This is a genomic window from Mycobacterium sp. Soil_C_30 (assembly GCF_057656995.1).
On sequence record NZ_JBDGJH010000016.1, the window covers coordinates 34,266 to 58,100 of the forward strand.

A 23,835-nucleotide genomic window follows, 5' to 3' on the forward strand; every position below is an offset into this window, starting at 1 on the left:
TGTTCGGTTCGGGGGCGCGGAGCTCGCCTCAGGTCGGCGTGCTCCAGGCCCGCCACAGCCGCGCGTAGCGGCCGTTGAGGGCGATCAGTTCGGTGTGGGTGCCGTTCTCGACGATCCGTCCGTCGTCCATCACGGCGATCTGATCGGCGGTCGCGGCCTGAGTGAGCCGGTGCGCGACGATCAACGTGGTACGGCCTTCGGTGGCCGCGGCCGCGGCGGCTTCGAGCTCCCCGGCGTGGGCGCTGCCCGCCTCGGCGGTGGCCTCGTCGAGCACCACGACCCTGGGGTCGGCCAGCACCAGGCGGGCCATCGCGATGTGCTGCGCCTGTGCGGCGGTCAGGGTGACGCCGTGCTCGCCGACCAGAGTGTCGAGTCCGTCGTCGAGGGCTTGCACCCATGCGCCGGCGCCGACCCGATGCAGCGCCGACCAGATCTCGTCGCGGTCGGCCTGGGGGGCGATCAGTCGCAGGTCGTCGATCAGCGGCCCCGAGAAGACGTGGACCTCCTGGGTGATGCTGGCGACCCAGCGGCGCAGTTCGGCGGGGGCGATCTCGGCGATGGGGACGCCACCGATGCGGGTCTGTCCGGCGGTCGGGGTCAGCAGGCCGGCGATGACCGCCGCCAACGTGGTTTTTCCGGCGCCGGTGGCACCCACCAGAGCACACCGGGTGCCGTCGGGGATGTGCAGCGAAACGTCGTGCAGGATCTCGGGTCCGGTGCCGTAAGCGAAGGACACGCCGTCGACGCGCACGTCGGCACCGGTGGGGATCGCGGTACCGCCGGCGCGCGGCTCAGTGATCCGCAGGTCGTCGGCGTGCATGTCGAGGACACCGACCAGCCGGGCCAGGCTGGCGGCGGCCTCCTGCGCCTCGTCGAAGGTGTACATCAGCATGCCGATGGGATTGAACAACCGGTGGAACATCAGCGCGGCCGCCGTGGTCTGACCGACGGTGACACTGCCGGATTTCACCAACAGGAAACCCACCACCAGAGTGGCTGCCAGACCGATGAATTCGGCGCGGTTGACCCGCCCGACGAGCCGGGTGAACAGGGTGAACACCGCGATGGAGATATCGCGGGCCCGGCCCGAGGCCCGTTCGATGTCACCGTAGTGCCGCTCGTGGGTCTCATAGGCGTCGATGGTCCTGGCGCCCTGGATGGACTCGACGGTCACCTGTGCGCGAGCGGCGATGGCCACCCGTTCGTCGGCGTACATCGGTGCCGACCGCGGCAGGTACCACCACAGGCCGGCGGCGTAGGCCGGAATGCACAGTGCCCCGGCCAATCCCAGCCGCCAGTCGAGGCTCGACATACCCACGAGTGTCACGACGCCCAGGAAGAACGCGTTGAGAATCGTCGGTAACACCTCGGAGGCGGACTTCGCCACGGTGGACACGTCGGCGCCCACCCGGGACAGCAGGTCACCGCGACCGCTCTCCTCGATCGTCGTCGCCGGCAGATGCAGGGCCCGGTCCAGGACGTCCTCGCGCAGGTCGGCCACGGTCTGCTCGCCGAGCCGGGTGATGAGATAGGTGGACAGGCCGGTACCCAGCCCGCCGAGAAGGGCCGTCACACCGATCACCGTCGCCAAGCCGACGAGGCTGCCCGCCGTGTCTCCGTCACGCACCCGGTCGACCAGCGACCCCAGCAGGTAGATCGGCACGGTCGACGCGGCCGCCGCGCCCAGGCCGATCAGCGCCGCGGTGGCGACACCGACGCGGCGGTCGCGCAGATCCGAGGCCAACCAGCGGCCGGTGCGACCGGCAGTGGCCACCGGAAGCACCGGCGCGGTGACGGATTCGCCCACGCTCACCGGACCACCAACTCCCGGTAATCGGCATGCCGGTCCACGAGTTCGTGGTGGGCACCTTCGGCACGCACCTGGCCGTCGACGATCAACACCACCCGGTCGGCGGCAGCGAGCAGGGCCGGGCTGCTGGTGAAGACCACGGTGGTGCGGCCCGTGTGGCCGCGCAATCGGCGCAACCCGTCCGCGATGGCGTGTTCGGTGACGGCGTCCACCGCCGTGGTGGGGTCGTGGAGCACCAGCACGTCGGGGTCGGCAACCAAGGCGCGCGCCAGCGTCCATCGCTGTCGTTGGCCGCCGGACAGGCTGGCGCCGCGTTCCACCACCGGATGGGCCAGACCGTCGGGGTGCAGGTGCACCACGTCGACGGCGCAGGACGCCTCGAGGGCGGCGGCGACCACCTGCGCATCGGGAACCGCGCCGGTGTGCAGGTTCGATTCCAGTGTGCCGCTGAACAAGTCGCTGTGGTGGTGTTCGACCAGCAGATGCGGGTGGCGTTTACCGGGTGCCAGCGCGTCGATGGCCTGCCCGCCGACCCGGACGGTACCGGTATCCCGGACCTGTCCGGACAGCACCTCGATCAGTGCGTTCGCGTCCCGCGGGTCGTAGGCCAGCACCGCGACGAACTCACCGGGCCGCACCGACATCGGCAGCGCGCCGTCGACGGTGAGCGTTCCCGGCGGCGCGGGTGTGGCCGCGGCGGTGGCCGACGGCGGTCCGTGCCGGGTGCTCGAGGACAAGACGGTGGCAACCCGGTTGGCCGAGGCACGGGCCTCGGCCACCCAACTCGGCACGATGGCCAGCAGCGAGAAGGGTTCGATGAGGAACTGCGCCAACCCGATCACGGTGATCAGCTGCCCCACCGACAAGCTGCCCTGGATGGCGAAGTACGCGGCCGCGACCGCCACCGCCATGGCGGCCAGTGCACCGGCGGCCGCCGCGGCACCGGCGTGCACACTCTGAATGCGTGCCGCCCGCAACGCCGCCGCGAGCGAGCGTCGGCTGGCTGCGCGGTAGCGTGCTGCGGCGTTGCCCTGAGCGCCGATTCCCGCCAGTGGGCGATGCCCACTGATGAGATCTGTTGCCAGTGCGGTCGCACGTCCGACCGCCGCTTGTTGATCCTCGACTCTGCGGGCTATCAACGGAGCGGTCAACTGCAGGCCGGCCACCACGATCGGCACCCCGATCAGCACCATGAGACCGAGCTCGAGATCGACGGTCAGCAGCACCACACCGCAGGCGATCGTCGCGACCACCGCTCCGGTCACGCGGGGCACGTAGTCCAGGACATACGACGTCTCGTCGGCGTCTGTCGAGGAGATCGACAGCAGCTCACCGGTCTGGAAATCCGTACGGATTCCCTGCGGATGCAGGATTTTTCGGCTCAGTTCGATGCGGAGAAGGTGCGCTTCGCGTGCGATCGCGAACATCAGCAATCGGGCTCCGAACCGGTACACGACGGTGAGCAGCACAAAAAGGGCCGCCAGCACGGCAATCCAGACGGTGATCGCGCCGACACTGCCGGTGGCAACCGCGCGGTCGACGATGACGCCGATCAGCACGGGCACCGACACCTCGCACAACTGATGTGCCGCGATCAGCCCTGAGCCAGGAGCAAGCCAGCGCAGATTACGGGACACCGTGCGGCGCAGGACCTTTGCGCCGGTCCAGCGGATCGGTTCAGTCGCGCTCAAGCCGGGGAGGTGGTGTCGGCGGCCATGCTCTCACGTAGCGAGCGGGGACGCATGTCGGTCCACTTCTCGTCGACGTAGCGCAGCGCGCTTTCCCGGTCGCTACCGTCGTCGCCCCCGAAGACCACCGTCCAACCGGCGGGGATGTCTGCGAACGTCGGCCACAGCGAATACTGCTCCTCGTCATTGACGAGGACGAAGAATCGTCCGTCTTGGTCATCAAAAGGGTTGCTAGACAACGCTTTCCTCCGTAACTTCGACTGACACAGCCTGATGGCAGCCGAAACACGGTCGGCCGCTTCGCCTGTCAGGGCCCTTCCGGGCGTGTGATGGTGCACCCCGGTGGGGCGTGCTATCAAAGGTAAGCCTAACCATAAATCAGGGCGGAAAAGCTGGGAGGTTGCTGTGCGTGTAGTGATGTTCGGATATCAGACCTGGGGGCACCGTACTCTGCAGGCGCTGTTGAAATCCCGCCACGAAGTAGTTCTGGTGGTCACCCATCCCGCGAGTGACCATGCCTATGAGTCCATTTGGGCGGACTCGGTCGAGGACCTCGCACGCAGCGAGAACATCGAAGTCTTCCTGGCCAAGCGGCCGACACCTGAGCTCATCGAGCGGGTGCACGCCGTTGCGCCCGACGTCATGGTCGCCAACAACTGGCGTACCCGGTTGCCGCAGGAACTCTTCGACATTCCGGCACACGGGACTTTGAATCTGCATGATTCGTTGTTGCCCGAGTTCACCGGCTTCTCGCCGGTCATCTGGTCACTGATCAGCGGCGCCAGCCACACCGGGCTGACCGCGCACCTGATGGACGGCGAACTCGACACCGGCGACATCCTGGTGCAGCATTCCGTCGAGATCACCCCGGCCAGCACCGGAACCAGTTTGGTGCTGGCCACTTTGGACCTGGTGCCCGATGTGCTCAACGAGGCGTTGGACCAGCTGGAGTTCGGTACCGCCAAGCCGACTCCGCAGGATCTGAGCCGGCGCACCTTCTTCCACAAGCGGTCCGACCGGGACAGTCTGGTCGACTGGACGTGGCCCGCCGCAGACATCGAACGCCTCGTCAGGGCCTTGTCGGATCCGTATCCGAACGCTTACACCTACTTTCGTGGTGAGCGGTTGCGCCTGATCTCCGCGCACGTGTCGCGCTGTGCCTACGGCGGGACCCCGGGCCGGGTGTTCATCGAGGAGGACGGGGGAATGGTCATCGTGGCCGGAGCGGATGCCTATCGGGGTCAGTCGCCCGGACTCGTGCTGGACGTGGTGCGCACCGACGACGGGGTCGACCACAACGCCATGGCGTTCTTCAAACAGGGCGGTGGGTACCTCGAATCGGCCCCGTCGTAAGCAACTTTCCCGGCCCTGCGCTCTTTGCGACATCTGACCCGGCGGCACAAACACCGAGTGCGTTGCGCGTCGCGGGCGACGGATCCGAGCATGCACCCGAACTCCTCCCAACAGCGGCTCTGCCACCGGAGGGCGGCCAGGATCACCGTCGGGGCCCGGACCAAAGGCGTTGCCGTATTGACCAATGAGGCAATTTTGCTGAATGCTTGCGTTACGGCAGCCGGCCGATTCGTAGCCCCCACACGCGCCGGTGTATGCCCTAGCGTCACAACACATGGCACCCACAGGAGGGATCCAGCCGTCCGGGCAGAGCAGTTCGCGGCCCGGCCGCCGTGGTGGCTCAGTCGGTCAGCGCGATGGTGGCCGCCACACCCAACTCGCAGTTGTCACGGGGCTGTTCGAACACCACCTCGGCCTTGCGTCGCGAGGCTTCCAGCGTGGCGATCGTGTTGCCGAACAGGGGGCCGCTGAGATTGCGCCACGACATGGGCAACGGGGGCGACCCGTGATGGCGGGCCCAGCGCCGGGTCAACCGACCCACCCGCGGCGACCAACCGAACTTGAACAGCGGTTGGACGACGATCGGCACGTAGTTGTGCACGGGCGAACACACCAGCTGGTGCACGCGCGTCGCGGACGCGCCGGGGAAATCGGCGCGTGCGGCGTAACTGTGGTGCACGTCGCCGGAGAGCACCGTCACCGTCGCCGGTCCGTCGGTGCGGGTGGCCGCCCTGATGATGAGGTCACTGAGTCGCAGGAACGACTGCAGGAAGGCCGGCCAATGTTCCAGATCGGCTGCCTGACGGACCTTTTCGGCCACGGTGCCGCGCAACCCGGGGCGGTTGGCGGAGATTTCGTTGATCGTCTGGAGGTCGCCGATGGCCGGGGGGAGCAGCCAGGGCAGTGAGGTCGCCAGGATCAGGTGGTCGAGCTCACCGATCCCCTCCTCGACCTGCGCTTCGAGCCAACCGAACTCTTTGTCGCCCAGCATCTTCCGGTTCCCGTCCTCGAGAATCCGGGAGTTACGCGAGTCGACCATGATCAGCCTGCTGCGGCCCAGATCCCAGCGGAAGCTGAAGCGCAGGCCTTTCTCTCCGTCGACTTCCCTGTCGGCGCGGTCGGCCAGTTCGACGAGCTGCGGCCAGCAGTCACCCTCGGTGGCGAGCACCTTCTGGTAATCCTCGTCTTTGGCGAGCTGGGTGGGGCTGAGATTGCCGATGTGCTGGTAGACCCAGTAGGACGCCAGGCCCGCGCGGATCCGGTCGCGCCACCACGGCTTCTTGTTCACCTCGGTGCGCCATGCCGCGGAGGTGTTCCAGTCGTCGCGGATGTCGTGATCGTCGAAGATCATCGCGGTGGGCAGAGTGGACATCACCCAGCGGATCTCGGGATCGCCCCAGGTGTGCCGGTAGAGGCCTTCGTATTCGGCGAAGCTGACCACCTCGTCGGGCGGCCTCTTCTTGTTGGTGCGCTTTCCTGCGAGCTTCTGCCGTGTTTCGGGTGTCAGTTCGTCGGCGTACACCTGGTCACCCAGCAGGAGCAACACGTCGGGCCACTCGTCGACCGGCAGTGTCGTGAGCCGCTCGGCATAACAATCGAGCGCGTCGTCGCCGAGTTTGTCGTCGATCTTCTTGTCACCGGTCTTGGGATACCGGCATGAGCCGAAGATCATCCGCAACCGGTCCGCCGATTTCGGGCCGCGGGTCCGGATCACGCTCGGCGGGAAGTCGGAGTCAGCCTCGGGCCACACCTTCGCACCGTCGATGCGGACTTCGTATTCGGTGGTGGAGTCAGGCTCCAGTCCCTCGACCGCTACCAGGGCGAAGTGGCGGTCTTGCACTTCGAATGTGCGCGCCGAACACCCCAGGATCTCGACCTCCGCAGACTTCTCGGTCTGCACCCAGACCATAGCGGTGGTTTCCCCGACGTGGCGCAGCACCGGACCGAGCAATAGAGTCACCGATCAAGCCTAGGGTCATCACCGGGTTCCGTCTTCCTGCGGGTCCGGAATCTCATGTGGTGTATAAGACGGCAACCGGGATGCCGGCAGGATCGCCACCGCGCTGACCCCGGCCAGGATCAGCAGCCCCAGCTTGAGCGCCCGCAGCCGCGCATCGGTGTTGATCTGCACCGCGGCGTCCACCTCGGCGTCGGTGGCGTCGGTGTCGGCGAGCACTTCCCGCAACTGATCGTTGCTGACGAAGTTCACCTCATCGAGATCGACCTGTTCGACGAGCGCAGGAGACAGTTCCACGTTGTTGATCACCGCCTGGCTCACGTTGAGCGACAGCAGGCCGACCAGCATCGCGCCGGCCACCGCGGTGCCGACGGCCGAGGCGAGGTTCTGAGTGGTTCCGCGGATGGAGCCCACGTCGCCGGCGAGTTCTTTCGGGGCCGCGGTGACGAGCACGTTGAACACCAAGGTGACCAGTGCGCCCTGGCCGATGCCGAACACGATCAGGCCGGCGATCGTGGGCACCGTCTCCCAGTTGTTGGTCACCACGAATCCGAGCCACAGTAGCGCCACGGTGGTGAGCGTGAAGGAGAACATGCCGATCGCGCGCGGGCTGAAACGTCCGTAGAGCCGGACCACGAGCATCGCGGTGAAGAACACCGTCAAGTTGAACGGCATCATCGCCAGTGACGTGTCGAACGGTGTGCGGCCCTGCACGATCTGGATGTAGAGCGGCACAGTGAAATTCAGGGCGGCTTCGAGCGAGACGACGATGAACATGGCGAAGACGGCCGCCCGTTCCCGGGACGAGCCCAGTACCGACAGACTGACCAACGGCACCTTGCCTGCAGCGGTACGCCGCCGGGTCCACACGAGAAACCCTTGGCCGCCGATGATTCCGATGATGACCAGCAGTGGCGCCGGGGAGACGCCGAGTACGTCGAACGGTGCCCCCGGGCCCGCCAGCAGCAGACCCCACCCGTTGAGGTTGTTGAAACCGATGGTCAGTGCCGCGATGGCGGTACCGATGATCACGGCCGCGACGACATCGATCTCGATGCCCGGGTTGCCGGCGTCGGCGCGCAGCCGGAAACTCAGCGCGAAGACAGCCACCGCGATGACGAGGACGATCGCGAACACCGGCCGCCAGCCCACCAGGGTTCCGAGCGCGCCGCCGATCAGGAAGGCACTCACCCCGGAGATCGCGCGTGCCGATCCGAGCGAGCCGATGGCGGTGGCCTGCTGAGCGCCACGGTAATTTTCGGCGATCAGCGCCACCAATGACGGCACGATGATGGCAGCCGACGCGCCGGCCAGAGCCTGCGCGGCGATCACCCAGAGGACCGAGGGCGCGAACACCATCATCAAGGCCGAGCCGGCGAATGTGACCACCACGACGCGGAAGACCACCACCCAGCCCACCCGCTGGCCGAGTTTGGCTCCGGTCATGACCAGCGCCGCGACCGCCAGGCCGTACATCACCACCGCGGTCGCGACGGTGGTCGGGGGGACCCCGAAATCGGCGACGATGCCGCCCATCGACACCGGTAGCGCCGCGACGTTGAACGACATCAGCACCTGGGCCAGGAACAACCCGATCATCGGCACCCAGGAGTTGCGGACCTCCGGCTCGGCGACAATGCGGTGTTCAGCCATGGTGGGCGCCTCTCGAGGTCGGTGCACGCGCGCTGGACGCGAAGATGTTGAGTCCGAGGACACGTGAGAGATACGCCGTCGCGCGCAGTCCGCGGACACTGTTTCCGGCGGAATCGAGCGGTGGCGCGAACACGCCGATCCCGGCTTTGCCCGGCGCCACGGTGACGATGCCTCCCGACACACCGGACTTGCCGGGCAATCCGATCTCGAACAGCCATTCGCCTGACCGCTCGTAGAGCCCGTTGGCCGCGAGGATGGCCAGCGTGTCCCGGCAGACGCCGGCGGAGACCACGCGCTCACCGGTGCGGGGGTTGACACCACCGTCGGCCAGGGTGGCACCCATGATGGCCAGATCGGTGGCGCTCACTCGTAACGCGCATTGTTTGGTGTAGACATCGACCACCGCAAGGGGATCGAGGTCGATACGACCGTAGCTCTCCAGCAGGCGGGCGATCGCGCGGTTGCGCTGGTTGGTCCGCGACTCGGACTCGTACACCGTGTCATCGAGTTCCAGTGTGCGCCCGGCGAATCGAGAGAGTCCGGCTTGAATGTTGTGCCACTGGTCGGCGTGGGTGTCACCCGGCATGAGTGCGGTGGCGGCGATGGCGCCGGCGTTCACCATCGGGTTCATCGGGTGGCCGTTGTTGAGTTCGATGGCGACGACGGAGTTGAACGGAAGGCCGGTGTTGTTGACGCCGATGCGGTCGCGGACCACACCATGGCCGAACTCCTCGCACACCAGCGCGTACACGAACGCCTTGGAGATCGACTGGATGGAGAATTCGATGTCGGTATCGCCCGCCAGGTGCAGTCCGCCATCGGTTTCGGCGACGCACACCCCGAACAGATTCGGGTCGGCTTGCGCGAGAACCGGTATGTAATCGGCGACCGTGCCGTCGGCATCCGCACGGTAGCGCCGGTGCGCCGCCTCGACCAGGGACTCGACTTCACTCCACTCCGGCAGCGGACCGGTGAAGACTTCCTGGGTGATTCCCTCGACGTCGATATCCACCGATTCCCCCTGCCGGCGCGTCTGCAGGGATTATCGCGGACATCGGTGATCGGCGATGGATTATCGCCGATTCAACGATCAGGTGATGCTGACGACCGCCCGGTTGCCCACGGGAGCCTCGAGTGTGACCGTCAGCGTGCCGAATACCGCGAGGGCGATGCACGCCTTGTCCACGGCCTCGGGCAGGGTTCCGGAACGCAGCTTCACCGCGACGATGTCGGGAGTCTCCTGCACCTCGGCGTGGACACCGAAGCATTCCGGAGTGCCGCTGCTGAAATGCACGGCCAGCGTGTCGGAATCAGGTAGCCGGCTCCAGGATTGGATGGTCGCCGGTTGGCCGTTGACGATCGCCGGGTTGTCGACGAACGTCGTCTGTCCCGGCGGGGCCGGCTGTTCCGGGATGGTGGTGATGATCGGCTCGGCCGCGGCGGTGGGCATGCCGACGAGTTGCCCGGCTGCCCAGAGTGCGATCGCGGCCAGGGTCACGTGAGGACGCATACTTTCAGGCTACGGTGTCGCCAGCCCGGTCAGGATCGTTGCCGTCGGCTCGTTGTGGGCGTTTCGGAATCCGGTGCCGGCCCACAGGTGAACCAGATCGGCTTCGCCTGCCGCGGCCGCCGCCTTGCGGAGCGGACTGGTCAGATGATGAATTGCGGGATACCCCAACGGCGCTGACGCTTCGAACTCGTCGATGAAGCGGTTGCGCAATCCGCGGGCGGGACGACCGGTGAAGGCGCGGGTTATGACGGTTTCGGTGCGGGCCGGATCCGTCAGTGCCGCTTGGTGAGTGGCTGACGCACCGCTCTCGTCGGCGCGCAGCAGCACCGTACCGACAGCGACCGCCGTGGCGCCGGCCTTCAGGACCGCCGAGATCTCTTCGGCGGTAGACAGCCCGCCGGCGGCGATGAGCGGCAACCGCACCCGCGCGGACACCCGCTCGATCAGCTCACCGATGGGCAGCGGCTGGGGGAGTCGGTCGGGAGTGAGGGTGCCCGAGTGACCACCCGCGGCGCTGGCCTGCACCGCCAGCATGTCCACTCCGGCCGCCGCTGCCAGCGCTGCCTCCTCGGGTGAGGTCACGGTCTGCACCACCGTGGTACCAGCCTTCTGCAGGGCCGCGATGACCTCGGTTTCGGGTAGGCCGAAGGTGAAGCTCACCAGCGGCACCGGCTCGGCCAGCAGCAGGTCGATCTTGGCGTTGAAGTGGTCGTCTTCATCGATGGGGTCCGCAGGCAGAGTGAGCCCGAAGCGGTCGGCTTCGCGTTGTACCGCGTCGGCGTACTGCCGGTAGTCGGCCGGTGAAATCGGCACCGGATTGGGCGCAAAGATGTTGACTCCGAACGGGACCGACGCAGCACGTACGGCGGCGATCTGCTCCTGGAGATTCTCCGGGGTCTTGTAGCCGGCGGCCAGCAGTCCCAGACTGCCCGCGCCGGCTGCCGCGATCACCATGGCGGGTGTGGTGGCGCCACCGGCCATCGGTGCGGCGATCACCGGGAGGTTCACGCCCAGATTCGTCAGTGGTGAGGTCATCGCTCCTCCTAGGTTTTGTACCCAGTGAAACGCACCGGGGCCGACGAGCATTCATCCGGGTGGGACCGGTTTCCTCAGTGCTGAGAGGTTTCGCCTTCCAGCGCCCAGACTCCGGCGTCGGCGGGCACCAGTCGATCGGCGATCCCGGCCTCGTCAAACGCCGTTCGTACGGTGTTGATGTTCTCGCTGTATATCGACCACCCCGAGATGTGGGCGATCACCACCCGCGGCGCGCCCAGGATCACCGCCACATCCGCGGCCCGCGGTCCGGTCAGCGTGAGCGGGCGGCCCTGGTTCTTGGTGGCCAGGCGTGAAGCCCCGCAGAACAGCACCGCGATGTCGATGGCGGGGAACCGCGCCGCGATCTGGCCGATCGGTTGCAGGGAGGCGTTGTCCCCGCTGACATACACCGTGGGCAGACCGGCACTCTCGATCACGAACCCGGTGACTTCTGCGTTGACGTGCCCGGAGTCGTCGCGGGTGCCGTCCAGCGGGCCGTGGACGGCGGGCACCGCGGTGACCGTGAGGTGCCCGGCGCCGTCGGCGCGGCCGAGTTCCGCGCGCTCCCAGGTGGCCAATCCGACGGCGGGGGAACCCAGCCGTCCGGCGGCTCCGGGCCCGGTGTAGAGCCGGGGCACCGTGGTGGCCCACTGCCGGCCCGCGATGTCCAGATTGTCGTTGTGGTCATCGTGGCTCAGCAGGACGGCGTCGACGGCGCCGAGGTCGGCGGCAGCCACCGCCGGCGGTGTCAGCTTGGCCATGGTGCCGTAGTCACGCGGATCGTCGAAGGTGGGATCGGTGACGAAACGTGTTCGGCCGTAATCGATGACGACGGTGGGACCCCCGACGACCCCGATCGCGAAGGGGTGACGGGTCGCGTCGATGGGGCTCACGCGTCGCCCAGCCGGCCCACGTGATGGCCGAGCCGGGTCTCGACATCACCGGGCTGGTGGAAACCGCGCTCGAACAGCTTCTGGATGCGGCTCTGCGCCGCCGGCCGTGCCAGCGCTGCCAGGAATGCGTCCCACTCCGGTGCGATCTCCTCGTCGGTGGGCAGGCTGTTGACGTTGACCAGCCGCTTGGTCTCGGCGATCGCCTGCTTGTCGAACGTGGAGATGCGGGTGGCCAGGGCGTCGACGAAACCGTCGAGCTCGGCATCCGGAAACGAACGGTTCACGTAGCCGTACAGCTGCGCCAGGTCGCCGTCGATGTCATCGGCGCCCAACAGGACCTCCAGTGCCCGTCCGCGTCCGATCAGCCGCGGCAGCCGCGCCATCGGGCCACCACCGGGCACCAACCCCGCGCCGACCTCCCACTGCGACAGGATGGCTTTCTCCCGGCTCGCGAAGCGCATATCGCTGGCGAGTGCGAGTTCACTGCCGACACCCGTCGCGCGGCCCCGGATGGAGGCGATCGACACCACCGGGGCGCGGCTGAGCCGGGCCAGCATGTCCGGCAGAGCTTGTAAGCCCGTCGCTCCCGCCGGATAACGCGTGGACTCCTCCAGCTCTGACACGAAGTTGTAGTGGGTGAGGAAGAATCCCTCGACCGCGCTGTCGAACACCACCACTTTGACGGCGTCATCGGATTCCAGCGCCGTCACAACGGCATCGAGTTCTGGAAGTGTTTCCGGTCCGAAGATGTTCAGCGGCGGGTTGTCGAATGTGACGCGCCAATAGGCCGGTGAGCGTACCGTCACCGAGATCTGGCTCGAGTCTGCCATGCGGTGAGAGTACCGAGGGCGGCGACCAGTGCGTCGGGAATTCGGGTAGCGCTGCAACCGTTCCTCGGTGCACTCCGGCATCTGCCGGTCGACCAGCCGTCCGAACCGCGACATCCGCGCCACGGCTCGAACGCCCAATTGATGGAGCTGTCATGGACATGAAACTCGAAGTCGTCGTGGTGCCCGTCTCCGATGTCGACAGGGCAAGGGACTTCTACCAGTCGCTGGGTTGGCGACTGGACGCGGATTTTGTTGTGAGCGAGGACTATCGGGTGGTGCAGCTGACCCCGCCCGGTTCGCCGAGTTCGATCATTCTCGGCACCGGCGTCAGCTCTGCCACGCCCGGCAGCACCCAGGGGCTCTATCTGGTGGTCAGCGATGTCGAGGCAGCCCGAGCCGAGTTGGTGGACAGGGGAGTAGAGGTCAGCGAGGTGTTCCACGACGCCACCGGCGTTTTCAACCATGCCGGATCGGACGCCCGGGTGCCCGGGCCCGACCCCGAACGCCGCAGCTACAGCTCGTTCGCCTCGTTCACCGATCCCGACGGCAACGGGTGGGTGCTGCAGGAGATCACCGAGCGGGCGCCCGGTCGCTGATACCTGCTAGCTGCAATCTCGGAATCTGCCGGGACTGATCGGCCCGCCTGGGGCGTTCCAGCCCACAGCCCCAGACGGGCACGCCATCAACAGGAGGCACATCATGAACACAGAACACATCACCGCGTTGGTCACCGGAGCCAACCGGGGCCTCGGGCGCCGGTTCGCCCTCGAACTCGTCGCCCGTGGGGCCAAGGTCTACGCCGCCGCCCGCCGGCCGGAGACCATCGACATCCCGGGCGTGGTACCCATCCAACTCGACATCACCGATGCCGACTCGGTGCGCCGCGCCGCTGAGATCGCCACCGACGTCAACGTCCTGGTGAACAACGCCGGCGTCTCGACCCGGGCGACGCTGCTCGACAGCCCCCTCGAGGACATCCGGCTGGAGATGGAAACGCATTATTTCGGCACCCTGCAGGTGGTCCGCGCGTTCGCGCCGGTGATCGAACGCAACGGCGGCGGGGCGATCCTCAACGTACTGTCGGTGCTGTCGTGGCTGCACCCGTCCACCAGCGGTGCCTACTCCTCGGCGAAGGCCGCAGCCTGGGCCATGACCGATGCGGTCCGAGATGAACTGGCGCCGAAGGGAATCAGCGTGACCGCACTGCACGTCGGGTACATGGACACCGATATGGTGAGCTACATCCCGGCCGAGCAGAAGACCGATCCGGCCATCGTGGCCACGGCGGCGCTGGACGGATTGTTCGCCGGCGACCGGGAGGTTCTGGCCGACGCGCTGTCCCGTGATGTCAAGGCGCAGTTGTCGGTTTAGTTGTCGTTCGACCGCTCGGGCAGGTAGGGCTGGATGGCGGCGGCCAGTTTGGCCACCGTCATCGACTGCAGCCAGAAGTGACCCGGCCCGTGCAGCTCGGCCATGAACAGCGAGTCGCCGAAGACCTTGTTCTTGACACCGCGCACGCTGGCGAACGTCAGCTGCATCTCCGCGCGGAACATCGCGAGGTGGCCAGGGTGGATCAGGAACGATTGGCCCTGTGCGAGTTCGTATTCCACGAGCTCGCCGGCCATCTGCACCCACGCCACCCCGTTGCCGCTGAGCTTCTGGAACACCACACCGGCACCGCCGAAGATGCCGGCGCCCAGCTTCTGCTGAAGTGCCACTGACACTTCGACGTTCGGGGTGCCGGCCATGAACGCGCCGGCCTGCACCATGTAGTTGTCGCCGGCATCGATGCGCATCTCGCGGATGACACCGGGCAGGTTGGTCGACAGCGCCACCATCCGGCCGTTCGACTGTGCGGTGTACTGCGTGAGGAACAGGTTCCCGCCGCCGAGCGCACGCTTGAGGCCACTGATGAAGCCGCCGCGACCGCCGGAACCGAAACTGGTGGAGGTCTGGATGTCGAGACCCGGGGTGAACCAGGAGACGTCTCCGCCTTCGGTGATGATCGACTCACCGGCGTCGAGAGTCAGTTCCAGGATCGGCATCGTGGTGCCGATGATCGTTGTCCGCACGCCGGTGACAGTACTGAAAACTGACGTGATCGCAAGTGAACCTGCGATGCCTCAGACGCCTGTGGTGAACGGATTGTGTTCGGCGATCAACTTTTCGATGCGCGCCTCGTCGAGTCGGACCCGGATGGTGGCGGCCTCCTGTTGATCGCGGATCACTTTCGCCAGGGTGAAGGCGCTGGTGACCAGGAAGAGTACCGACATGCCGAGGAACAGGCGCTGCCAGGCATCCAGGGGCAGGAAGTAGATGCCGCCGAGGGTTCCGAGGAAGCTGACTCCGAATGCGATGGCCGCCTGGATGAAGTAGGCCGCGGTGGTGTTGGTGTTGTCCATACCGGAAAGCCTGCCAGCGGGTTTCCTACGTAGGACTACTCATTTTCGCAAGTTCCGGTGAAGCGACCCGTCCCACCAGAAGGAACAGCGCGCCGCCCAGGAAGGCCGCCACACCGGCGAAGGTCAGGAATCCGTTGAAGCTGTCACTGATTCGCAGGGTGCGGCTGAGGATGAGCGCCCCGAGTGCCGACGAGACACCGATGGCTGCCGACAGAATGCTCAGCACCGTGCTGTACACGCCGAGGTCGAACCGCCGCGCCACCAGATAGGCGATCACGTCTCCTTCGGCGCCCCACGCCGCGCCCAGACAGCAGACCGCGATCATCAGCACAGTGACACCGTCCCACGGTGTGGCGATCAGCAGACAGCCCAGCCCTGGTAGCGCCATGGCGGCGGCCGCGACGAGATGAGGCGGGAAGCGGTCCAGCGCGACACCGCAGACGAATCGGCCGACGATGACGGCGATCGCGAACACCGAGATCAGTAGTGACACCCGGTCGCCGATGCCCACCGAGTCGCCGAGCATGACGCCGAGTTGGGTAGTGGTGACCGTGTGGTAGAGATTGCACAGCAGCACACCCGCCAGCAGGATCCAGAAGAGCGCGCTGCGGGCAATGGTGCGGTAGTCGTTGGTGTTTCGGCGGTGTGCGCGTTGCCGTTCGGAGTCGTTCTCGGCCGGGATGAGAACCAGTGCGACGGTGCCGATCACCGCGAGGCACACCGCGATCGCCACACACCCGATCCGCCAGCCGTGGGCGCGATTGACCGCCTCCAGCGCCGGTGCGCCCACGGCGCCCAGCAGCGGCGGCCCGGAGATCGCGATCGCCAGCGCCAGGCCACGGGCTGTGACGAACCGGGTGGCTACGATGCGGCTGTAAATCGCCGGGGTGGTGGTGACGCCCAGTGCGATGAGCGCCACGCTGATGACGAAGTACTGCCAGATCGGTCCGGTCATGACTGCGAACGCGAGCCAGCAAAGCGGGAGTCCGATCACGCCGGTCAAGGCGATGCGGCGGACGCCGAACAGGTCGGCAAGGCGGCCGTACACCGGCAGGAACACAAATGTCAGCAAGGTGATGACGCCGGCAAGCGCGAAGTCGGAGCGGTTCCAGCCGAACGCCTGCAGGAACTGCGGCGCCATGGCGGCGTTGGTGTAGGCGCTCAGGCTCAGGCCCGCACTCAATCCGGCGGTGGCGGCGGCCAGCGGTCGCCAGTTGCTCCGGAGCTCTCCAACATAGTTCAAGGCTGCTTCCTCGCCGACATGCGGCTCACATTACACATCAAAGCATTTGCGTAATGCTGACCAGGTTGACGAGTGTGTCCACCGCGCGAAGACAAAGAGGCTCCGGCGCAATCGCATAACGGTGCAGCGCGGAACTTCTCGGTACCGGGGATCGAGTAGTCGATTACCCGCCCCCGGGGCGCTCCGCGTGCGGATACTCGATTGGGCACCGACGCCCCGTCTTCGAAAGGAACGGTCATGGACGAGCAACCGGCGAAGCTGTCGCGCCAACTCTGCGGCACAATGGCGGTCCACTACAAACTGCTGTCCACGAGCGAGAGCTACCGCCAGAGAAGCGATCAGTTCGAGAACAGGGCACGAGCGTATGGGTCAGGGTTACGCGCGGCGAGGCGGGGTGTCGTGACCATCCCGGTCGTCGTCCACGTCGTCCACAATCCGGCGACCCCGTCGCAGAACATCAGCAAGGCCCAGATCGACAGCCAGATCGATGTCCTCAATCAAGATTTCCGCGCCACGAACCCCGACCGGGTAGGCGTCCCAACCGTGTGGACCGACCTGATCGCCGACTGCGAAATCGAGTTCGCGCTGGCGAGCGTCGACCCCGAGGGCAACCCCACCGATGGCGTCACCCGCACGGCGACCACCAAGACCTTCTTCAGTGCCGACGACGATGACGTGAAGTCGAACGCCACCGGCGGTGTGGATGCGTGGCCGTCGTGGGACTACCTCAACCTCTGGGTCTGTGGCGAGCTGCGCAGCGGATTCGACCAGATCCTCGGGTACGCGCAGTTCCCCGGCGGACCACCCGAAACCGACGGGGTGGTCATCGGCCATTCCTTCTTCGGAACCATCGGTACCGCATCCAGTCCATTTGATCTGGGGCGCACCGCAACCCACGAGATCGGCCACTGGTTGAGCCTGCGCCACATCTGGGGCGACGACGGCAGCGGCTGTAGCGGCAGCGACCTCGTCGACGACACACCCAATCAGGCGCACCCGAACTTCGGGCGGCCCCAATTCCCCAGCGTCACGTGCAGCAACGGACCCGACGGCGATATGTTCGTCAACTACATGGACTACACCGACGATGCCGGGATGTTCATGTTCACCACCGGCCAATCGGTACGGATGTCGGCGGCGTTGGAAGGCCCACGAGCATCCTTCCTCGCCGGTGCAGCGGCTGCCGTTCAAGCCACGCCCTCACAGCTGCTTGTCGGCGCCGTTGCGGGCAACGGCGAGGCGGAGACCCCGAAGTCGTCGACGGCGGACGGCGAACTGGGTGAATTGCGTCGTGAGGTAGCTCGGCTGCGTTCGCTGGTCGACCAGCTGGCAAGCCTGGTCGCGCAGGCGTGACGGGCCGGCAAGACTCATGAAACTTGTCCTGTTCGACCTCGGGCAGACGCTCGAGGACGGGGATGTCCTGTTGCCGGGAGCGTTGACGACTCTGCAGGACATTGCGGCCTTGAGGGATGACGATGGCACGCCGGTCCAACTAGGGCTGGCATCGGACTTCGATGAACCCGCCCAGCAGTATTACGACATCATCGATAACCTCGGCATCCGCGATTTCTTCGAGCCGGTCGTCACCCACGTCGCGCTGTCCGGCGAAGTCGGCGCCCACAAACCGGCCCGAGAGTTCTTCGAGGCCGCCGTCGGCAAAATCGACCCAGGGCTGACGTTTGCCGACGTGTTCTTTGTGACCGAGAACAGGTCGCATGTGGCGGCCGCGCGCAAGATGGGCTTGACAGCAGTCCAGGTCCGTCCGCCGGGCGGGAGCGGTGGGGATATCGCGTCGCTGACCGAGCTTTTGCCGCACGTGCAGCAGTTCGTCGACGGTGGTTGGTTCCGGATGGGTGACATTGTGTTGCGGCGGGATGCCGTGGAGCCCGATGCGCGTGCCCGGCAGTCACAGCTACGCCTCGTGATCCAGCACGGGCGTACTTTCCAGCAGGCACATCCCGAGGTCCGGGTGCTCGCGGACAAAGGCCGCTACCTCGTCGTCGAAATCGACCCCGATGCCCCCGAGGCCGCCGGCGCCGACGACTTCCCGTGCTACAGCGTTCGCGAGATACCCTGGGGCTCCGCTATTTTCGAGTCTCTCCCACGGATCGCGCGCCAATCCGAGCCCACGGTGCAGAAATGCGTCGACATGGTGTCCGCAGAGCAGTACGAGGCCGACCTGCGCAAGCTGGTCGACTTCGGCACCAGACACTCGACAAGCCCACAATTCGACGAGGCGGCCCGGTGGGCGCAAGACCAGCTTGATGCGGCTGGGTATCAGACCCACACGCAGGCCATCACCGTGCTGGGAAAGCCGAGTCGAAACGTGATCGCCGACCGAACGGGGATCGCATCCGAACCGCGCGACGTGGTGCTGGTGACCGCGCACCTGGATTCGATCAACCTCGCCGGCGGTCCTGCAGCACCGGCGCCCGGCGCCGACGACAACGGCTCGGGCAGCGCCGGACTGCTGGCGATGGCTCGCGCCGTCGCCCACCACCAAGCCGAACTCGATGTGCGATTCATTCTCTTCGGCGGTGAGGAAGAGGGCTTGTTCGGCAGCCTGGCCTACGTCGCCAACCTGAGCTCGGCAGAACGTTCACGCATACGTGCCGTGGTCAACATGGACATGATCGCAACGGTGAACACTCCCGTCCCCACGGTCCTGCTGGAAGGGGCCGCGCTCTCGCAGCGGGTGATCGACGGGCTGGCCGACGCCGCGCACACCTACACCGGGTTGACCGTGCAGACCAGCGTCAACCCATTCAACAGCGATCACGTGCCGTTCATCGACGAGGGCATCCCGGCGGTGCTGACGATCGAAGGCGCCGACGGCGCGAACGACAACATTCACACCGCCGGCGACACCATGCAGTTCATCGATATCGACCTTGCCGTCGAAATTCTGCGGATGAACGTCGCTTTCGTGGTGACGGCTCTCGGATGAGCTTTCTGCCAACAGGATTGGAGTAGACCGATGACGAACAGGTGTCCACGGAACTGCATCATGCCGCCGTACATCCTCGCCAAACTGATGGAAAGTGACGACCCCAAAGTCCGTAAAGCGGCGCTGAACACCATTGCCGCCAGCGCCCAACTCAAGGGGCGGCGGGAGATGAGTCCTGCGACACGAGGCTTTCTGGCGGCACCCGCCGCCGGCCGTCGATCAGTTTTCGATGCGCACAGTTCGGAGAATTTGCACACCGCGACGTTGGTGCGCACCGAAACCTCCGCCGTCTCGCCCGACGATTCGGTCAACCGGGCCTTCGATGGGCTCGGCGCCACCCGGACGTTCTTTCAGGACGTACTCGGACGCGATTCGATCGACGGGCTCGGCATGCGACTCGATGCCTACGTCCACTTCGGCGACGCCATGGAAAACGCGTTGTGGGACGGGCAGCGCATGCTGTTCGGTGACGGCGACGGCGTCAACTTCACCGACTTCACCAAATCTCTGGACGTCATCGGCCACGAACTGACCCACGGTGTCACGCAATTCACCGCTGACCTGGAATATCACAAACAGCCGGGGGCCCTGAATGAATCGATTTCGGACGTCTTCGGATGCCTCATCAAACAGTGGTCGAACGACGAGACCGCTGAGGAGGCCGATTGGCTGATCGGTGCGGAGATCTTCACCCCGGCGTTGCAGGGCGACGCACTGCGGTCGATGAAGGCCCCGGGCACCGCCTTCGACGGGGACCCGCAGCCCGACCACATGAAAGATTTCGTCACGCTGCCAGACACACGTCCCGGTGACTGGGGCGGAGTGCACACCAATTCCGGTATTCCGAACAAGGCGTTCTACTTGGTGGCCACCGGCATCGGTGGGCGGGCCTGGGAAGCCCCCGGCCACATCTGGTACGAGTCCCTCCGAGCATCCACGTCGACCACCGATTTCCAGGCGTTCGCCGAGACCACATCGGTCAAGGCCGCGCAGCTGTACGGAACCGGAAGCGCCGAGCACACCGCGGTTGGCGCGGCCTGGGAGGCGGTGGGTATCCGCATCCGCACTGTGCAAACGGAGGCAGTGGCGGCGTCCACCGATGGGTCTCTCGACGAGCTGCAGAAGCAAGTCGAGAAACTCTCGGCAGACGTGAAAGCTCTCACCCACGCGGTCATCAGAGGTGCCGGTACGGAAGCGACCGCCAAGCGATCGGCGAAGGCCAAGGTGAAGGCCCGCAAGTAGGGGCATACTGCGTGATGCACCTTCTGCCACCGAAAGCAGGAAACATGAAAGTGTCGGTCAGCACTTGTGGTGGGCAGGCCGCCACCATGAATCGGCGGCCGCTCGTCCTCGATTCCGCAGATCTCGGAGTCGAAGGTCAGGAGGAACTGCGCCGACTTGTTGCCGCGGCTTCCCGGGTGTACGAACGGGCTGCGCCAGCGCGCGAAGATCCGGGTTCGGCGCGTGACGCGATGAGCTACGCGATCACCGTCGAAGACGGTGGCACCTCGCAGGTGCTCGAAGCCACCGACGGCAGTGTGTCTACCGAGTTCGCCGAGTTGCGCCGGTTCGTCCGCACCCATCAACAGCCGTGATCACAGGAGGGTGGTGGGCGCCGTGATCGAGGATTCGCAAATTGTGGGGTCCTGGAAGCACTCTCATGAAGAGGACCGTGACCAACGACAGATGTTCCGGCCCGCCGACTACCCGCTTCCTCCCGCACGTGGCCGCACCGTCTTCACACTGTTACCCGATCACCGGGCGGTCGTCGGCACTCCCGGCCCGGATGATCGCGGCGTCAGCCACAGCGGAACCTGGTCCCTCGAACACCAAGCCGGCGGCGACGTCCTGTCCGTCGCGTTACCCGGTTGGCAGGAGTCGTACCTCGTTCTGAGCGCGAGCACTGCGCAACTCGTCGTCAGGCCAGTCGCCCCGTGAGGAGATGCAATGACCAGCACGGACCAGACACGGGATGCGTTCGTTGAACGCCTTTTCACGTCGGCGCTGGGCACCATGGACGTCTTCACCGTGTATCTGGGGGACCGCCTGGGCCTGTATCGCATGTTGGCAGACCACGGACCGCTGACCGCCGGTGAACTCGCCCAGCGCGCCGGAATCAATGCCCGGTACGCACGGGAGTGGCTCGAACAGCAGGCCGCGAGCGCGATCCTCGAGGTGGACAACGTCGCCAAACCCGAGTGGGACCGCCGCTTCTCGCTTCCCGGCGGCCATGCCGAAACCCTGATAGATCCGGAAAGTCCTTACGCTATGGCCGCCGTCTGCCGCTCACTCGCGGCCCTGGGCGGCGTCCTGCCGAAGCTCGTGGATGCGTACCGGACAGGCGACGGTCTTCTGGTCGAGGGGGCCGACGCGAGAGAGGCGCAGGGCGACTTCAACCGGCCATGGCTGGTCCGCTCCTTCGCCGACGAATACCTGCCGCTGGTCCCGGACGTTCATGCGAAGCTGCTCGCGGGCGCGCGGGTGGCCGACGTTGCCTGCGGCGTGGGATGGGCTGCGGTCGCCATCGCGCGCGCCTATCCGGCCACGACCGTGGACGGCTTCGATCTGGACGAGCCCAGCATCGATTTGGCCCGTACCAATGCCTTGGAGGCGGGCGTGGCCGAAAGGGTGACGTTCTCCGTGCGCGACGGGTCCGACCCGACACTGTCCGGACAGTACGATCTCGCTGTCATCGTCGAGGCGCTGCACGATATGTCACGGCCGGTCGATGTCCTCTGCACGGTGCGACGACTGCTGGCACCGGGTGGAACGCTGATCGTGGCGGACGAGCGCGTGGCGGACGCGTTCTCCGCACCCTCGGATGCCGCCGAGCGGCTCTTCTACGGGTACAGCGTCTTGGATTGTCTCCCAGCGGGAATGGCCTCGAAGCCATCAGCCGAGACGGGCACCGTGATGAGGCGCGCGACCCTGGAACGTTATGCAGCGGAAGCGGGCTTTTCTGCGGTGTCAGTTCTGCCGGTTGAGCATGACTTCCTGCGGTTCTACCGGCTCGACCCGTAACAGCCCGCGACTGCCTCTGGTGGACACTCTGTTTCCCCACGAGCCAGATTGATCAGATGCCCCGTTCGTCGCCCCTGCGGACTCGGCATCGTGCGGAACCTCCATGTCGAGTAGTGGACTACGCGTCCTCTGGCCACGGGATGGGAGGGACGATGGCCATGTCGGATTCTGCAGCCGACACATCAAGAGGGGAGATGGAGGAGACATGAACACAACAGGAGGTAAGAAGATCCGGGTGCTCCTGACCCGGTTCGGACTTGTCACGACCACGGCTACCGTCGCCCTGATGGGGCCGGCCACGGCGATAGCCAACGCAAGACTGGCCGGCAATCACAATGAGGTCATGCTGGCACGCTAGATTGTCGCGCGCTGTCACGGTGTTCGCGGTGCGGCCGGCCTGGTTCGGCAGGAACGGGGCCGAGCGCCTCAACGCCTACGCGATCGCCAACCGTGACGCCGGGCGGCTGGGTCCAGCTCTGGCCGCGGCCACCAAGGCCCGCACGATGGTCGTACGCCGGCGAGGAGAATCTTCGCCGGAAGTGGCGGTCATCTGGCACACCATCGGCACGATTCGCGAAGAAATGAGCGATTTCGCCTACGCCGGTAGAGCCTACGGATGCGCCGCGGCCATCCTGGAGCATCACAACAACAACGCAGCGCTGACGCCGACGCGCATTGCGGTGATGTCGAGTGTGGCGCGCCTGCAACGGATGTTGGGCAACCTCGGTGACGCCGAAAGCCTCTACCTTCAGACGATCGAGTTGGCTGAGCGATTCTACGGGTCTGAAACCATCGAGCTCGCGACGCTGCTCAATGATCTTGCGGTGGTGTACAAGTACGCCGCGCGTCTGGATGACGCCGAACGCCTGTACTTGCGGGCGCTACCCATCGTTGCGGCGAAGCGAAGTCAGCATGTCGACGTCGCGACAGTCTGGCACAACCTGGCCGGCATCGAACACGTCCGGCGGCGCTTCGACCTCGGTGAGACCTACGCGCGACGTGCGGTGTGGATCCGTCAAACCGCCCTCGGCGCCGACCACGTGGAGGTGGCGAAGGACATCGCAGCGCTCGCGGCGCTGGTTCAGGAGCAGCATCGATACGACGAAGCTGAAGCGCTGTATAACCGTTGTATTCGAGTCTTCGAAAACATCTATGGGCCAGGTCATTACGAACTCGCCGTAAGCTACAACAATCTTGCCGCGCTGTGTCGAGCGCGAGGTGATCTCGCCGGGGCAGAAGCCCTCTACGTGAAAGCACTCGACATCAAGGAACACCTGCTCGGGAAAGGTCACCCCGATACGGCTGTGACCATGCACAACCTGGCCATGCTTGCCCTACAACAAGGCGACGACGAGGCGGCGCGGCACCTCCTGACACAGGCAGTGCAGACATTCGAAGACTCTCTGGGGGCAGAACATCCCAAGACCGTTTCCAGCCGGAGCAGCCTGACCGCATTGCTGTGAACGACCGTCGAAATCGAGTAGCGGACTACC

23 protein-coding genes are annotated in these 23,835 nt (G+C 66.0%); 10 read left to right on the plus strand and 13 right to left on the minus strand.

Annotation, left to right across the window (positions count from 1 at the left end; translation table 11 throughout):
- Positions 1–28: 28 nt before the first annotated feature.
- Genes AC3A6P_RS24920 through AC3A6P_RS24930 form a run of 3 tightly spaced genes read right to left on the minus strand, consistent with a single transcriptional unit; the run spans position 29 to position 3,737 of the window.
- Positions 29–1,813, minus strand: a complete 1,785-nt coding sequence (locus tag AC3A6P_RS24920; protein ID WP_487694615.1) for an ABC transporter ATP-binding protein — start codon at positions 1,811–1,813, stop codon at positions 29–31.
- Complete coding sequence (locus tag AC3A6P_RS24925; RefSeq protein ID WP_487694616.1) at positions 1,810–3,501, minus strand: ABC transporter transmembrane domain-containing protein; 1,692 nt, start codon at positions 3,499–3,501, stop codon at positions 1,810–1,812. Before AC3A6P_RS24925 ends, AC3A6P_RS24920 begins: the two co-directional genes overlap by 4 nt.
- Positions 3,498–3,737 carry an MbtH family protein gene (locus AC3A6P_RS24930; protein ID WP_487694617.1) on the minus strand — a complete coding sequence of 80 codons (240 nt, stop codon included), beginning with the start codon at positions 3,735–3,737 and terminating at the stop codon, positions 3,498–3,500. The genes AC3A6P_RS24925 and AC3A6P_RS24930 overlap by 4 nt, the downstream gene beginning before the upstream one ends.
- A 166-nt stretch (positions 3,738–3,903) precedes the next feature.
- On the opposite strand from AC3A6P_RS24930, the gene AC3A6P_RS24935 reads away from it, so the two are divergent.
- Positions 3,904–4,851 carry a methionyl-tRNA formyltransferase gene (locus AC3A6P_RS24935; protein WP_487694619.1) on the plus strand — a complete coding sequence of 316 codons (948 nt, stop codon included), beginning with the start codon at positions 3,904–3,906 and terminating at the stop codon, positions 4,849–4,851.
- 340 nt (positions 4,852–5,191) lie between these two features.
- Here AC3A6P_RS24935 and AC3A6P_RS24940 read toward each other — a convergent pair whose 3' ends face one another.
- The 7 genes from AC3A6P_RS24940 to AC3A6P_RS24970 form a co-directional block, all read right to left on the minus strand.
- A complete protein-coding gene (locus AC3A6P_RS24940) occupies positions 5,192–6,811 on the minus strand; it encodes an alkaline phosphatase D family protein (protein ID WP_487694620.1) in 1,620 nt (539 codons plus the stop codon).
- 18 nt (positions 6,812–6,829) lie between these two features.
- Complete coding sequence (locus tag AC3A6P_RS24945; protein ID WP_487694621.1) at positions 6,830–8,461, minus strand: MFS transporter; 1,632 nt, start codon at positions 8,459–8,461, stop codon at positions 6,830–6,832.
- Entirely contained in the window at positions 8,454–9,473 is a 1,020-nt protein-coding gene (gene glsA, locus AC3A6P_RS24950) for a glutaminase A (RefSeq protein ID WP_487694622.1), read from the minus strand. The genes AC3A6P_RS24945 and glsA overlap by 8 nt, the downstream gene beginning before the upstream one ends.
- Before the next feature lie 78 nt (positions 9,474–9,551).
- The gene (locus tag AC3A6P_RS24955; RefSeq protein ID WP_487694623.1) at positions 9,552–9,971 is read right to left on the minus strand and encodes a hypothetical protein; all 420 of its coding nucleotides are present in this window, start codon (positions 9,969–9,971) and stop codon (positions 9,552–9,554) included.
- Between the two features lie 9 nt (positions 9,972–9,980).
- Positions 9,981–11,006, minus strand: coding sequence for an NAD(P)H-dependent flavin oxidoreductase (locus tag AC3A6P_RS24960; RefSeq protein WP_487694624.1), 1,026 nt, complete (start codon positions 11,004–11,006; stop codon positions 9,981–9,983).
- Between the two features lie 74 nt (positions 11,007–11,080).
- Positions 11,081–11,899 carry an MBL fold metallo-hydrolase gene (locus tag AC3A6P_RS24965; protein WP_487694625.1) on the minus strand — a complete coding sequence of 273 codons (819 nt, stop codon included), beginning with the start codon at positions 11,897–11,899 and terminating at the stop codon, positions 11,081–11,083.
- Positions 11,896–12,729 carry an enoyl-CoA hydratase/isomerase family protein gene (locus AC3A6P_RS24970; protein ID WP_487694626.1) on the minus strand — a complete coding sequence of 278 codons (834 nt, stop codon included), beginning with the start codon at positions 12,727–12,729 and terminating at the stop codon, positions 11,896–11,898. The genes AC3A6P_RS24965 and AC3A6P_RS24970 overlap by 4 nt, the downstream gene beginning before the upstream one ends.
- Before the next feature lie 152 nt (positions 12,730–12,881).
- Here AC3A6P_RS24970 and AC3A6P_RS24975 point away from each other — a divergent pair, with 152 nt between their 5' ends.
- Both AC3A6P_RS24975 and AC3A6P_RS24980 read left to right on the plus strand, forming a co-directional pair.
- The gene (locus AC3A6P_RS24975) at positions 12,882–13,325 is read left to right on the plus strand and encodes a VOC family protein (RefSeq protein ID WP_487694628.1); all 444 of its coding nucleotides are present in this window, start codon (positions 12,882–12,884) and stop codon (positions 13,323–13,325) included.
- A 103-nt stretch (positions 13,326–13,428) separates the two neighbouring features.
- Positions 13,429–14,100 (plus strand): SDR family oxidoreductase, encoded by a 672-nt coding sequence (locus tag AC3A6P_RS24980; RefSeq protein WP_487694629.1) that lies wholly within the window; start codon positions 13,429–13,431, stop codon positions 14,098–14,100.
- Here the strand turns inward: AC3A6P_RS24980 and AC3A6P_RS24985 are convergent.
- Genes AC3A6P_RS24985 through AC3A6P_RS24995 form a run of 3 tightly spaced genes read right to left on the minus strand, consistent with a single transcriptional unit; the run spans position 14,097 to position 16,374 of the window.
- On the minus strand, positions 14,097–14,801 hold the full coding sequence (locus AC3A6P_RS24985; protein WP_487694630.1) for a TIGR00266 family protein: 705 nt from the start codon (positions 14,799–14,801) through the stop codon (positions 14,097–14,099). The two genes, AC3A6P_RS24980 and AC3A6P_RS24985, sit on opposite strands and share 4 nt — an antisense overlap.
- 51 nt (positions 14,802–14,852) lie before the next feature.
- On the minus strand, positions 14,853–15,131 hold the full coding sequence (locus AC3A6P_RS24990) for a YiaA/YiaB family inner membrane protein (protein WP_487694631.1): 279 nt from the start codon (positions 15,129–15,131) through the stop codon (positions 14,853–14,855).
- Positions 15,132–15,156: 25 nt separating this feature from the next.
- Positions 15,157–16,374: an MFS transporter gene (locus AC3A6P_RS24995; RefSeq protein WP_487694632.1), complete on the minus strand. Its 1,218-nt coding sequence runs from the start codon at positions 16,372–16,374 to the stop codon at positions 15,157–15,159.
- 399 nt (positions 16,375–16,773) lie between these two features.
- Between AC3A6P_RS24995 and AC3A6P_RS25000 the strand changes: the two genes are divergently transcribed.
- From AC3A6P_RS25000 to AC3A6P_RS25030, 7 genes are all read left to right on the plus strand, one after another.
- The gene (locus AC3A6P_RS25000; RefSeq protein ID WP_487694634.1) at positions 16,774–17,727 is read left to right on the plus strand and encodes a zinc metalloprotease; all 954 of its coding nucleotides are present in this window, start codon (positions 16,774–16,776) and stop codon (positions 17,725–17,727) included.
- A gap of 16 nt (positions 17,728–17,743) precedes the next feature.
- Positions 17,744–19,321 carry a M20/M25/M40 family metallo-hydrolase gene (locus tag AC3A6P_RS25005; RefSeq protein WP_487694635.1) on the plus strand — a complete coding sequence of 526 codons (1,578 nt, stop codon included), beginning with the start codon at positions 17,744–17,746 and terminating at the stop codon, positions 19,319–19,321.
- A gap of 60 nt (positions 19,322–19,381) precedes the next feature.
- Positions 19,382–20,563 (plus strand): M4 family metallopeptidase, encoded by a 1,182-nt coding sequence (locus AC3A6P_RS25010; protein ID WP_487694636.1) that lies wholly within the window; start codon positions 19,382–19,384, stop codon positions 20,561–20,563.
- 44 nt (positions 20,564–20,607) lie between these two features.
- On the plus strand, positions 20,608–20,916 hold the full coding sequence (locus AC3A6P_RS25015; RefSeq protein ID WP_487694637.1) for a protealysin inhibitor emfourin: 309 nt from the start codon (positions 20,608–20,610) through the stop codon (positions 20,914–20,916).
- A 352-nt stretch (positions 20,917–21,268) separates the two neighbouring features.
- A complete protein-coding gene (locus tag AC3A6P_RS25020) occupies positions 21,269–22,342 on the plus strand; it encodes an SAM-dependent methyltransferase (RefSeq protein WP_487694639.1) in 1,074 nt (357 codons plus the stop codon).
- 205 nt (positions 22,343–22,547) lie between these two features.
- Positions 22,548–22,700: a hypothetical protein gene (locus AC3A6P_RS25025; RefSeq protein WP_487694640.1), complete on the plus strand. Its 153-nt coding sequence runs from the start codon at positions 22,548–22,550 to the stop codon at positions 22,698–22,700.
- Positions 22,701–22,719: 19 nt separating this feature from the next.
- The gene (locus tag AC3A6P_RS25030) at positions 22,720–23,805 is read left to right on the plus strand and encodes a tetratricopeptide repeat protein (RefSeq protein WP_487694641.1); all 1,086 of its coding nucleotides are present in this window, start codon (positions 22,720–22,722) and stop codon (positions 23,803–23,805) included.
- Positions 23,806–23,835: the final 30 nt, after the last annotated feature.

Bases quoted from the DNA above. Each gene is read 5' to 3' on its own strand.
- AC3A6P_RS25015 (WP_487694637.1), top strand. From the start codon at position 20,608: ATGAAAGTGTCGGTCAGCACTTGTGGTGGGCAGGCCGCCACCATGAAT.
- AC3A6P_RS24990 (WP_487694631.1), bottom strand. From the start codon at position 15,131: ATGGACAACACCAACACCACCGCGGCCTACTTCATCCAGGCGGCCATC.
- AC3A6P_RS25025 (WP_487694640.1), top strand. From the start codon at position 22,548: ATGAACACAACAGGAGGTAAGAAGATCCGGGTGCTCCTGACCCGGTTC.
- AC3A6P_RS25005 (WP_487694635.1), top strand. From the start codon at position 17,744: ATGAAACTTGTCCTGTTCGACCTCGGGCAGACGCTCGAGGACGGGGAT.
- AC3A6P_RS24980 (WP_487694629.1), top strand. From the start codon at position 13,429: ATGAACACAGAACACATCACCGCGTTGGTCACCGGAGCCAACCGGGGC.
- AC3A6P_RS24945 (WP_487694621.1), bottom strand. From the start codon at position 8,461: ATGGCTGAACACCGCATTGTCGCCGAGCCGGAGGTCCGCAACTCCTGG.
- AC3A6P_RS24955 (WP_487694623.1), bottom strand. From the start codon at position 9,971: ATGCGTCCTCACGTGACCCTGGCCGCGATCGCACTCTGGGCAGCCGGG.
- AC3A6P_RS24970 (WP_487694626.1), bottom strand. From the start codon at position 12,729: ATGGCAGACTCGAGCCAGATCTCGGTGACGGTACGCTCACCGGCCTAT.
- AC3A6P_RS25020 (WP_487694639.1), top strand. From the start codon at position 21,269: ATGACCAGCACGGACCAGACACGGGATGCGTTCGTTGAACGCCTTTTC.
- AC3A6P_RS24960 (WP_487694624.1), bottom strand. From the start codon at position 11,006: ATGACCTCACCACTGACGAATCTGGGCGTGAACCTCCCGGTGATCGCC.
- AC3A6P_RS25010 (WP_487694636.1), top strand. From the start codon at position 19,382: ATGCCGCCGTACATCCTCGCCAAACTGATGGAAAGTGACGACCCCAAA.
- AC3A6P_RS24975 (WP_487694628.1), top strand. From the start codon at position 12,882: ATGGACATGAAACTCGAAGTCGTCGTGGTGCCCGTCTCCGATGTCGAC.